The 11,789-nt window shown below is 52.3% G+C and carries 11 protein-coding genes; 8 read left to right on the top strand and 3 right to left on the bottom strand.

Features of this window, described 5'->3' with window-relative positions; translation table 11 throughout:
- The first annotated feature begins 119 nt into the window (after nucleotides 1-119).
- The 8 genes from NNN71_RS08285 (at nucleotide 120) to NNN71_RS08250 (ending at nucleotide 9,863) form a co-directional block, all read left to right on the top strand.
- On the top strand, nucleotides 120-1,370 hold the full coding sequence (locus NNN71_RS08285) for an ABC transporter substrate-binding protein (RefSeq protein WP_167576518.1): 1,251 nt from the start codon (nucleotides 120-122) through the stop codon (nucleotides 1,368-1,370).
- A gap of 91 nt (nucleotides 1,371-1,461) precedes the next feature.
- Nucleotides 1,462-2,712 (top strand): ABC transporter substrate-binding protein, encoded by a 1,251-nt coding sequence (locus NNN71_RS08280; RefSeq protein WP_271458293.1) that lies wholly within the window; start codon nucleotides 1,462-1,464, stop codon nucleotides 2,710-2,712.
- Nucleotides 2,713-2,960: 248 nt separating this feature from the next.
- Nucleotides 2,961-3,740, top strand: coding sequence for a carbohydrate ABC transporter permease (locus tag NNN71_RS08275; RefSeq protein WP_271458292.1), 780 nt, complete (start codon nucleotides 2,961-2,963; stop codon nucleotides 3,738-3,740).
- A gap of 1 nt (nucleotide 3,741) precedes the next feature.
- Nucleotides 3,742-4,611 (top strand): carbohydrate ABC transporter permease, encoded by an 870-nt coding sequence (locus tag NNN71_RS08270; protein ID WP_223804026.1) that lies wholly within the window; start codon nucleotides 3,742-3,744, stop codon nucleotides 4,609-4,611.
- Between the two features lie 35 nt (nucleotides 4,612-4,646).
- Nucleotides 4,647-6,524, top strand: coding sequence for a beta-L-arabinofuranosidase domain-containing protein (locus NNN71_RS08265; RefSeq protein WP_271458291.1), 1,878 nt, complete (start codon nucleotides 4,647-4,649; stop codon nucleotides 6,522-6,524).
- A 10-nt stretch (nucleotides 6,525-6,534) separates the two neighbouring features.
- Nucleotides 6,535-7,665, top strand: coding sequence for an ABC transporter ATP-binding protein (locus NNN71_RS08260; RefSeq protein ID WP_271458290.1), 1,131 nt, complete (start codon nucleotides 6,535-6,537; stop codon nucleotides 7,663-7,665).
- Nucleotides 7,662-8,963, top strand: coding sequence for a glycoside hydrolase family 125 protein (locus NNN71_RS08255; RefSeq protein ID WP_271458289.1), 1,302 nt, complete (start codon nucleotides 7,662-7,664; stop codon nucleotides 8,961-8,963). The genes NNN71_RS08260 and NNN71_RS08255 overlap by 4 nt, the downstream gene beginning before the upstream one ends.
- Before the next feature lie 3 nt (nucleotides 8,964-8,966).
- Nucleotides 8,967-9,863, top strand: a complete 897-nt coding sequence (locus tag NNN71_RS08250; protein ID WP_249022235.1) for a glycoside hydrolase family 43 protein — start codon at nucleotides 8,967-8,969, stop codon at nucleotides 9,861-9,863.
- Between the two features lie 83 nt (nucleotides 9,864-9,946).
- Here NNN71_RS08250 and NNN71_RS08245 read toward each other — a convergent pair whose 3' ends face one another.
- The 3 genes from NNN71_RS08245 to secF form a co-directional block, all read right to left on the bottom strand.
- Nucleotides 9,947-10,054, bottom strand: coding sequence for a type I toxin-antitoxin system toxin Ldr family protein (locus NNN71_RS08245; protein WP_163445896.1), 108 nt, complete (start codon nucleotides 10,052-10,054; stop codon nucleotides 9,947-9,949).
- Nucleotides 10,055-10,345: 291 nt separating this feature from the next.
- Nucleotides 10,346-10,693, bottom strand: a complete 348-nt coding sequence (yajD, locus tag NNN71_RS08240; RefSeq protein WP_035895149.1) for an HNH nuclease YajD — start codon at nucleotides 10,691-10,693, stop codon at nucleotides 10,346-10,348.
- 114 nt (nucleotides 10,694-10,807) lie between these two features.
- Complete coding sequence (secF, locus tag NNN71_RS08235; RefSeq protein WP_064547857.1) at nucleotides 10,808-11,779, bottom strand: protein translocase subunit SecF; 972 nt, start codon at nucleotides 11,777-11,779, stop codon at nucleotides 10,808-10,810.
- Nucleotides 11,780-11,789: the final 10 nt, after the last annotated feature.

Below are 11,789 nucleotides of genomic sequence, written 5' to 3'. Positions count from 1 at the left end.
ATGCTTAATAAAGAAAATAGATGGACACGATCTCAGGGGGAAAATTGCCGTCCCCTGTTTTTTACAACGCGGAGAATCAAGTTGTCGTTATTCTCAAAATTAATAAGAATGAGGTGTTTATGTTGTCTAAATTTATACATACCACCGTGGCTGCCTGTATTATATCCACATCACTCAGTGGATTAGCGCAAGCCAGAGAGACCATTACCTTCTGGGGCCGCTCGAATCAAACATCACTGGAACTGCTGGTTGATGCTTACAACAAGTCGCAGGATAAAGTTGATATTAAGCTAAATATGATTCCCGGCGAGTCGATGATGACCAAGCTCAGCGCTTCTATTGCCGCCGACAGCTCACCAGACCTTGTTTCACTCGATGTCTCCTTTCTTCCCCAGCTTAATGGCGCGGAACAGCTCACTGACCTCACCGACATTCTTGGCAATCGAGATTACGTGAAGCAGCTTAGCGGTTCGCTGAAAACCATCGGGGTTTATAAAGAGCGGCTGTATGGCATTCCTTTCTCTGCTGAATCATCGCTTCTGTTTTACAACAAAAAGATTTTCCGCCTCGCCGGACTGGATCCGGAAAGACCGCCAGAAACGCTACAGGAATTACGCGAATACGCCGAAAAAATCACCCAGTTAGGCGACGGATACTACGGCTTTGCTATTCCCGGCACCTGCTCCGGTTGCCTGGCCTTTACATTCCTCCCTTATATGTGGGCCAACGGCGGAGACCTGTTTGCCAAAGAAGGCGCCGAATCGATTGTCATTTCCGAGAGTAATAAAAGGACGCTGGCATTCTTCCACCAGATGTACAAAGACGGCTTAATGTCCCCACTCTCCAAAGCAGACAGTTCACTTAACGACGGATTTGCCACAGGCAAAATCGGCATGGTTGGCACTGGCGCGTTTACCTTTAAGGTTTTCAACGATAACTATCCCAACCTTGAATACGGCGTAGGCTACTATCCTGGAGAGAAAAAAGGCGATTGGGCCTCGTTCGCGGGCGGCGACGCGCTGGCGATTCCGCTGGGCAGCAAACACCAGAAGGAGGCCATCGCCTTTATCGACTGGGCGATGTCAAAAGAGACCCAGATTGAGCTACTGGCGAAGAATGGCTTTGTTCCCACCCGCATCGATGCCAGCGATAACCGCTACAATCGCGAGGACAGCCGTTTTCTGCTAGCGACAAAAGCCCTGGCAAAAGGCCGCTCCGTCTACCTCCCCGCATTTAACGAAGCCATTAGCGCTCCCAGCAGTCCTTTTCTGACCTTAATACAGAAATCGGTATTCGAGGGGGATATTGATAACGCCCTTAAAACGGCCGATCAGAAGTTTAAGCAGATTATTAAGATGTCGCAGGAATAATCTAAATCAATACCTTATGCCCTAAATCCCGTTGGAAATATCTCTACGGGATTTATGTAAGCGCTTACATCACTAACATCATGAGGTGTTTATGGTTTCGAGAAAAATTGTTTCCACCGTTTCAATATGCGCTTTCAGCATCATGTTTAGCTGCGCGCTTCAGGCCAAAGAAGTGGTTAATTTTTGGGGCCGCAGTGAGCAATCATCGCTGCCCATGCTGGTCAATGAGTTTAATAAATCCCAGGATAAGATCACGGTAAAACTGAATGAAATTCCGAATATTCAGATGCTGACAAAACTGAGCGCAGCGGTCGCCGTGAACAATCCCCCTGACCTGGTATCAATTGATCTGGTCTACTTTCCAGAACTTAACCGCTCCGAGCAGCTCATCGATCTCACAGATAAAATCGGCACGATGGATTACGTGAGCCAGTTGAGCGACGCGCTAAAGGCCATCGGCAGCTACAACGGTAAATTTTACGCCGTCCCTTTTGCTGCGGAATCCTCCCTGCTTTTTTATAACAAGACGCTTTTCCGCGAAGCCGGATTAGATCCCAATCGTCCACCAGAAACGCTGGGAGAACTGCGCGAATATTCAGAAAAAATCCGTGCGCTGGGCAAAGATTATTATGGCTTCGCCATTCCAGGAACCAGCTCCGGCGGACTCGCCTTTACCTTCACCCCCTACTTTTGGGCGAACGGCGGGGATATTATTTCTGCCGATGGTAAAAAGTCCGTGGTCAACTCTGAAAACAATAAACGAACGCTCACCTTCTTCCACAATTTGTACAAAGATGGGCTCATGTCGCCGCTCTCCCGCACCGACTCCGCACTTAACGACGCGTTCAGTTCAGGAAAAGTGGCGATGGTGGGCTCCGGCGCTTTTACCTTTAAAGTCTTTAAAGATAATTACCCCAACCTCGACTATGGCGTCACCTATTTCCCTGGCGAGGAAAAAGGCAATTGGGCCTCCTTTACCGGCGGCGATGCTTTTGCTCTACCGGTGGGAAGCAAGCATCAACAGGCCGCTATCGATTTCATTAACTGGACGCTATCCAAACAGACGCAAATTGAGTTGATGGCAAAGAACGGCTACGTGCCCACGCGTATGGACGCCAGCGATAACCCCTATAGCCAGCAGGACCCCAAATATCTTCTGGCCAACAAAGCGCTGGCAAAAGGGCATACCCCTTTTCTGGTCCCCTACAATGAGACCTTCAATGCCATCAATAGTCCTTATCTAACCATGATCCAGAAAGCCGTTTTTGAAGGGAAAATTGATGAAGCCCTGAAAACAGCGGATCAGAAAATGAATCAGATTATAAAAATGTCGGAAGAGTAAGCGTGCTTACTGTCTGAATGAATACATTAATGAAACATTCTGCCGTAATGGCGGTTGGCAGAATGTTGACTGAGGCATCTGGAATGTTTGCTAAAACTCAACAACCGCAAGTGCAGTTTACTCACCAGACAGCATTGCCGGTATTCAGGAAAAATAACCGAAAGGGATATTTAGGTTTTTTATTCATCCTCCCCGTACTGGTCATTGTGGTGTTCTTTTTCATTACACCATTAATCATGACCGCATGGATGTCATTTTTTAAATGGCCGATGTTTGGCAAAACAAAATTCATTGGATGGATTAATTACACGAATATTCTCCAGGATGATGTCTTCTGGCATGCCCTGAAGTTTACGTTTATCTATGCGATCATTATGACTCCGCTTATTTTCATCTTTTCGATGATTCTCGCCTCGCTGGTAAAAGATAGTCATAAACCGGGCGTTTCCCTCTTTCGCAGCGTCTATTTTTTACCCACGGTCATTGGATTTGGCACAGCCAGTATTTTGTGGAAGTGGCTGCTGGATGTTCGCTTTGGCCTACTCAACCACCTTGCTGTCTCATTGCACCTGGTTGATTCGCCAATTATGTATCAGGACTCACTAAGCCAGGGCTTTATGGTCGTCGTGAGCATGGTGCTCTGGAAGACGCTGGGCTTCAATATGATCCTGCTGCTGGTTGGCCTGCAGGGCATCAGCAAAGATATCTACCAGGCTGCACAGGTCGACGGCGCCGTTGGCTGGCGACGGTTACGCTATATCACCCTGCCGTTAATGCGGCGGACCTTTATGCTGACGCTGATTCTCTCCGTCTCCGGATCGCTGCTGGCTTTCGATCAGTTCTACATCATCACTAACGGCGGGCCAATGGATCAAACCATAACCAGCGTGTTCTACATCTATAACAACTCATTTATTAATGGCCGCCTGGGCTACGGCGCTGCGCTCTCCATTATTCAGCTGTTTATTCTGATGGTGATTAGTGTTCTGCAAATCTGGTTATTACGCGACAAAGAAGGACGGGCATAGAATGAACGGAGATGTCGTCTTACACATCAAGAGAAAACAAAACGGGCTGGTGACGTTTTTCTTTTACGCTATTCACGGCTGTTTACTTATCGTCTTTCTCTATCCGCTGCTGTGCGTTGCGCTGGCGTCACTAAAACCCGCAGCCGATTTAGTATTGATGCCTCCCAAGTGGTGGCCCTCAATTTTCACGCTTGATAACTTCAATAAGATGTTATTTTCTAATGACAATATGTCCCGGGCGATTATGCTATCGGGTATTGTCTCCTTTCTGACGGTTATCGGTACGGTCATTCTGTCGACGCTGGCCGGGTATGGTTTTTCCCGATTTACCTTTCGGGGGAAAAATGTTTTCTTTGTGCTGATCTTATTAACCATGATGATTCCCTCGCAGCCGATCCTGACGCCGCTGTTTATCATCATTACCAAAATGGGCCTGCAAAATAATATTTTCGGTCTGGTATTGGTCTATATCACCTTCCAGCTACCGTTCAGTATCTTTATGATGCGTAACACGTTTGACAGCATCCCAAAAGAAATTGATGAAGCCGCAGAGCTGGACGGTTGCTCGCCGTTAAAAATTCTCTTTCGGGTCATGCCGCGGATGGTTTCACCGGGGATTGTTACCGTTATCGTGACAACCTTTATTGCCGCATGGAATGAATTTCTCGTCGCGCTAATATTTATGACCGACTCCGATAATTACACCATGCCCATTTTATTGCTGATGACCAGCGCCGGTAAATACGGCACCGTCGATTGGGGATTACTCCAATCCTGTACCGTATTTGCAATGCTACCGTGCATTCTTATTTTTCTGTTTCTACAAAAGCATTATGTCAGTGGTTTAACCAGCGGTGCGACGAAAGGTTAATGGCTCACGCCCTCTACTTTAAAAGGATATTTCGCATGAAGTTAAGTACTGTCTCAGCTATTCCGGGCACGCTATCATTTATCCCTCCCGGAAAAATCCTTCCTCAAGGCTGGCTGAAGCGCCAGCTGACGCTTCAGGCCCAAGGGCTATCCGGGCAACTGGAGGATATCTGGCCGGATGTCGGCGCGAACAGCGGCTGGCTTGGCGGCAGCGGTGAAAGCTGGGAACGCGGGCCCTACTACCTCGATGGCTTGCTGCCGCTCGCCTATTGCCTGCAGGATCGGTCGCTGATCGAACAGAGCCAGAAATGGGTAGAGTGGATGCTGAATAGCCAGGATAACGACGGCTGGTTTGGCCCACAAAACAACGTCGACTGGTGGCCGAGAATGGTGGCGCTGAAGGTACTAACCCAGTACGCCGACGCCACTGGTGACGCTCGCGTACTGCCCTTTATCCAGCGCTATTGCCACTATCAACTTCGGCATTTGCCCACACGCCCCCTGAGCGACTGGGGCAAAGCGCGCGCCGCCGACAATGTGCTGTCAGTGCTGTGGGCGTGGAAACAGCTACCAGAAGATGACTTGCTCCCTCAGCTGGCGAAAGTGTTGTTAGCACAAGGGGATAACTGGCCTGATTTTATTCTCCATCGGCTTCCTACCGGCCCGGTGACCTACTTCTCTCACCTCACTCATGTGGTTAACGTTGCCATGGGGATGAAATATTCCGCCATGCAGGACGACACACAGCAGCAGCGTCTGCGCCTGGAGGAAATTAAGCGCTGCTTCGCCGAGCTGGACATCTATCACGGCCAGCCGCAAGGAATATTTTCCGGTGATGAATTTCTGGCGGGCACGGCCCCGGAGCAGGGTGTTGAGCTTTGCGCTATCGTTGAACTGATGTTCTCGCTGGAAAATATGTTGCGCATTTATGGTGATGCGCAACTGGCCGAACGGCTGGAGCGTGTCGCTTTCAACGCCCTCCCGGCTGGCGTCAGCGCCGATATGATGTCGCATCAGTACCAACAGCAACCTAACCAGATTGCTGCCAGCATCGCGCCCCGTAACTGGACCTACAGCGGCGATGACTGCAACATCTTCGGCCTGGAGCCGAACTTTGGCTGCTGCACCGCTAACTTCCATCAGGGCTGGCCAAAATTTTGCAATAGCCTGTTTATGCAGGATGAAGCGAACAACCTCGCCAGTATGGTCTACGCACCTTGCCGCGTCACTACCGACGCATGGGACGTCTGCGTGCAGACCGACTATCCGTTCAACACCGATCTGACCTTTACCGTACATCATGCGCCGACGGGCGACAAGACGCTGTGGCTACGTATTCCCCAATGGAGTACCGGCTCAGCCATTACGGTAAACGGCGAACCCCTGAGCTATGGCGATGGCAAAGGCTATTTTGCGCTCACCCGTGAATGGCGGGCCGGTGATGTTGTCACCCTGACCTTTGAACGCCAGGTTCGCACGGAAAGACGTATTCATAACGCCGTTAGCGTTTACTACGGCCCGTTGCTGATGGCGCTGACGCCCGGTGAAATCTGGCGGCCTATCCCTGGCGGCTCGCCCAGCGGTGACTGGGAATTGCAGCCGAAGAAAGAGTGGAACTACGCGCTGGATATTCATCCTCATCAGGGCGCCGTCGTCCGTGAGCTACAGCTTCATGCTTCCGGAGAGCAGCCGTTCGCGCTGGAGTCCGCGCCGATTAAGCTTCGCCTTAGCGCTTACCGTTTGCCGACATGGAAGGTCGTCGATAATTCTGCGGGGCCGATGCCCAACAGCCCGGCGCACGCCGCCCTGAGCGTGCAGTCCTCGGTGCTGCTGGTTCCATACGGCTGCGCGCGGTTGCGTATCGCGCAGTTTCCGTGGCTGGACGGCCGTGAAAAACAGACTGACGTAGCGTAAGGACAAAACCATGGCAACAATAAGACTGGAGTCCGTCTACAAAGCCTATTCGGCAAAACAGGTAGTCATCAATAACATCAATCTGACCATCCAACAGGGCGAATTCTGCGTCATTGTTGGGCCTTCCGGCTGCGGAAAATCCACGCTGTTGAGGATGATCGCCGGGCTGGAAGAGATCTCCGCCGGTGAGTTATACATCGACGATAAACGCATGACCGAAGTGCCCTCTTCTGAACGAGGCATCGCCATGGTATTCCAGAACTATGCGCTCTACCCGCATATGACGGTGGAAGAAAACATGGGCTTCGCGTTAAAAATGGCGAAGATGCCGGAAGACGAGGTGAAACGCCAGGTCACGGCGGCGGCGAAATCACTGCAACTGGAAGCGCTCCTGACTCGCCGTCCCGCCGCGCTTTCCGGCGGACAACGCCAGCGCGTAGCGATTGGCCGCGCTATTGTTCGCAAGCCCGGCGCCTTCCTGTTTGACGAACCGCTCTCCAACCTTGACGCCGGGCTACGCGCGCAAATGCGTCTCGAAATTGGCCGTCTGCACCGCGATTTTGAAAATGTCGCCACGGTCTACGTCACCCATGACCAGATTGAAGCCATGACCCTGGCGGACAAAATCGTGCTGCTCAACAGCGGTGATAGCGTAAACCGGTACGGTAGCGTCGCACAGATTGGCTCGCCAATGGAGCTCTACGAACAGCCGAGAAACAAGTTTACCGCCAGCTTTATCGGCTCACCGCAGATGAATTTTTTAGCGGCCCAGGTCGTCAAAATTCGCGCAGACTCGGTGAGTGTCAGGCTGGAAAGCGGAGAAATACTGGCTATTAACGTTGACGGCGCACAGCTTTCAGTCAGTGAAAACGTCACGGTCGGTATCCGTCCGGAGCATCTGCTGCTGGCAGACGGCAATGAGGAGAATCTCCTGCAACGCCGTATCCAGTTTATCGAACAGCTTGGCGATGCGACCTGTCTTTATCTGGAGGGCGAACTGACCTGTAAACTCAATGGTTACCATCATCACCCTCGCGGCAGCATGATTCATTTGCAGCTGCCAGCACACCGCTGCCACTTGTTCGATCGCCATGAACAGGCATGTCCACGCCTGCCCTCACAGGGAACAACTCAGCCATGAATATTGAAAATCGGGAGTTTATTCAGCAATGTTGCGAGCAGGTGCGCCAGCAGATGGGCAGCAACACCATTGCAGCAACGCTCAGGCATGCCCTGACGAACACGCTTGATACCACGCTACAGCGCGGCGATCGCGGCGTGTTTGTCATCACCGGCGATATTCCGGCGATGTGGCTGCGGGACTCCGCCTGCCAGATGCGCCCCTACCTGCTTTTCTGTCAGCAACACCCGGAACTGCAGGCAATGATTGCTGGCGTAATCCAGCAACAGATGCACTTTATTACTCTCGATCCTTATGCCAACGCCTTCAATCGCTATCCGGATTCAACGGGCCATCAGAGCGATCTAACCCACATGCAGCCGCAGATCTGGGAACGTAAATACGAGGTAGACTCGCTGTGTTATCCGCTACAGCTTGCATGGCTATTCTGGAAAATCACCGGGATAACAAGCCACTTTACGGACACCTTTACCCGCGCCTGCTCGCTGGTTCTCAATCAATGGGAAATCGAGCAGCACCATCATAGCCGCTCCCCCTACCGCTTTGAGCGCCCACACCCGCCGGCCCCAACGGACACTCTGGGCTATGAAGGAAAAGGCGCGCCGGTCAGCTATACCGGTATGACCTGGTCCGGTTTTCGCCCCAGTGACGATGCTTGCGACTGGGGGTATCTGGTGCCCGCTAATTTTTTCGCCTCGGTCGTGCTGGGTTACCTGGCGGAGATTGCACGCGAAGTACTGAACAATCGCCGCCTCGAACGTCGGGCCACCGCGTTGAAATCAGCCATTGAGGAGGGGATAGAAAAACACGCGGTCGTTCGTCATCCTGATTACGGTGAAATCTATTGCTATGAAACGGACGGCGCCGGGCATTACCTGTTGATGGACGATGCGAACGTGCCTTCCCTGCTTTCACTGCCGCTGCTGGGCGCGATCGCCAACGATCATCCGCGCTATCTGAATACCCGCCGGTTTATTCTCAGCGGCGATAACCCCTATTTTCACCGCGGACGTTTCGCACAGGGTGTTGGCAGCCCACACACGCCTTCAGGATTCATCTGGCCGATTGCGCTGGCGGTACAGGGGCTCACCGCCCGCGATCCGGCGGAAAAACTCGCCATGATCCAGATGATGACGGCAACCGACGCGGGGAGCGGATTAATGCATGAATCGTTCGATCCCGACAATCCCGCTCGCTTTACCCGCCCCTGGTTCTCATGGGCCAATGCCATGTTCTGCGAGCTGGTGCTGGACTACTGCGGCCTGTCTATAAGCAAACTGATTGCCAACAAGGAATAGTCTATGCCTGTTATTGTTAAAAATCCTCTGGTTGACGGCTGGTATGCCGACCCGGAAATTCGCTTCTATGAAAATCAGTACTGGATTTACGTCACTCGTTCCATCACCGACTATCAGATGCAGCGCAACATTGACGCCTTTTCTTCCCCCGATCTCGTTCACTGGCAAAAGCATGAAGGCATCATCCAGATGGACGATTTTCCGTGGATCTGGCGCGCGGTCTGGGCACCGACGATCGTCGAAAAAGACGGAAAGTATTTCTTAATATTCGCCTCAAACGACATCCAAAGTGATGAAGAGGAAGGAGGGCTTGAAATCGCCGTCGCTGATACTCCGGCAGGCCCGTTCCGCGCGTTACTGGAAAAGCCGTTAGTCGGCCGTTTTATTCATGGCGCGCAGCCCATCGACGCCCATCTCTTTACCGATGACGATGGCAAAATTTATCTCTACTACGGCGGCTGGCGGCACTGTAACGTTGCGCAGATGAATTCACAAATGAACGGCTTCATCCCCTTTGATAACGGCGAGATGTTCCGCGAAATCATTATTCCTGGTTACGTTGAAGCCCCCTGTATGATTAAGCGTCGCGGGCGCTACCATTTTATGTGGTCAGAAGGTAACTGGACGGACGGCAGCTATCGAGTCGTCACCGCCGATAGCAATTCTCCCTTTACCTTTAATGGCCCGAAAAGAACTATCCTTGCGGCGCAGGCTCTGGCAGACGGTCCGGGCCACCATAGCTGTATCGCGCTTAACGATAACGATGAATGGCTCATTGCCTACCATCGACGTATTCCTGGAGACAGTGAGGCCGGCCATCGAATGTTATGCCTGGATAAAATGGTTTTTGAAGAGGACCAGATACAGCCAGTGCTGATGACCGAAGCAATGTCTCTTTAAATTCGCAAAAAAGGCCAGAGGTCACCCTCTGGCCCGTTTCGGGCGCATGCTGCCATGCAGCGGTGAGTCGCGCCCACTACGCATTACTTCCTGTTATGCCACCAGCCTAAAAACAGGCTTGTTGCAATACCGACCAGCGTTGGTGCTGCCAGGTCATGCCAGAAAGCCATACTCAACTCCGTGAGCGTCATCGTGCCGCCTTGGTTGCAATGGCAACGGTTCGCGGCTATCCTCAACTTGTCTAGGGTCAAGTTAGCCCCCGTTATGTTGCCGGTGTATACCGAACAATGTGCGGGGGTTTTCTCTTTCCAGCGACAAGGCCACCGGGGATCAAGCCCCCGCAACATTGCGCCTCACCGGGTGACCCCGGCTTGTCGCTGATTCTACGCCTCTCGCTGTTATCCGCATGACTTTAAAACGAAAAAATCCCGACCTTGCGATCGGGATTCCAGTGACGATGTATGCGTTACAGCGCCCAGCGCTTATTTCTTTTTATTCAGCATCGCTTTCAGGTCAGCAAACGGGTTATAGGTCGCCTCGCCGACGTCTTTCTGTGCATCTTCACCGGCAACCACCGTCGAACCATATTGGTCCGCCTCGGTATATTTTGAGTGCTCGTGATCGTGGCAGAACAGGCACAATAGCTCCCAGTTGCTACCGTCTTCCGGGTTATTGGTATGGTCGTGATCCATATGATGGACGGTCAGTTCACGCAGGTTGGAGTAGACAAACTCACGCGAGCAACGCCCGCAGACCCACGGAAACAGTTTCAGCGCTTTTTCACGGTAGCCGCTTTCCAGCCGCACGTAGTTTTTAGGGATGATAGCCATAATAACCCGGTATGTAGTAATAAAAGTAAGGGAATGTCCCAGTCTAAAGGCGCAATAAAAAAGCCGCAACACCCTACGGCGTTACGGCTTTTATCAGCACCTGACAGCGTCAGCTTACGGCAGAATGGACGGCTGATCCGCCCCTTCCTTCTCAACCTTCTGCTGCAGCATGTGCTCGCGCTTCATACCCAGCTTCAGCGCCAGCGCCGATGCCACGTAGATAGACGAAGCGGTACCGATGGAGACACCGATCAGCATCGTCAGCGAGAAGCCTTCCAGTACCGGACCACCGAAGAGGTACAGCATCAGAATAACCACTAACGTCGTACCGGAGGTAATCAACGTACGGTGCAGCGTCTGGGTCAGCGACACGTTAAAGATTTCGTAAGGCGTCCCGCGACGAATTTTGCGGAAGTTTTCACGAATACGGTCCGATACCACGATACTATCGTTGAGCGAGTAACCGATGACCGACATCAACGACGCGACGATCGTCAGGTCAATCTCGATATGGAACAACGACAGGATCCCTAAGGTGATGATCACGTCGTGCGCCAGCGCGATAACCACGCCCGCCGCCAGTCGCCACTCAAAGCGGAAACCGACGTACACCAGGATGGAGATCAGCGCCACCAGCAGCGCCATCGCACCGGTTTGCGCTAGATCGGCCCCCACGCTTGGCCCCACGAATTCGATACGTTTCACGGCGGCGTTCTGGTTGGTGGATTCGTTAATCACACTCAACACCTTACTACCCAGCACCTGCCCGCCGTCTGCGCCTTCAGTAGGCGGCATACGTACCATAATGTCGTGGCTGCTACCGAAGTTCTGCAGCAGCGGGTCAACAAAGCCCGCTTTCTCCAGCGCATCGCGCATCACGTCCATATCCGCCGGTTTTTCCAGCGTAATCTCAATGACCGTACCGCCGGTGAAATCGAGACCCCAGTTAAACCCGCGTACGCCCATCACGATGATGGCCGCAATCAGCAGGAAACCCGAGATGCCGAAAGCCCAGAAGTCCCAGCGCATGAAGTCATAGACTTTACGGCCGTGGTTCAATTGTTCAACAGTATATTCCTGTGCCACAACGCACTCC

The organism is Kluyvera sp. Awk 3, from assembly GCF_028069715.1.
GTDB classification, from domain to species: Bacteria; Pseudomonadota; Gammaproteobacteria; order Enterobacterales; family Enterobacteriaceae; genus Kluyvera; species Kluyvera georgiana_A.
This window is presented reverse-complemented; position numbering and strand designations above follow the sequence as displayed.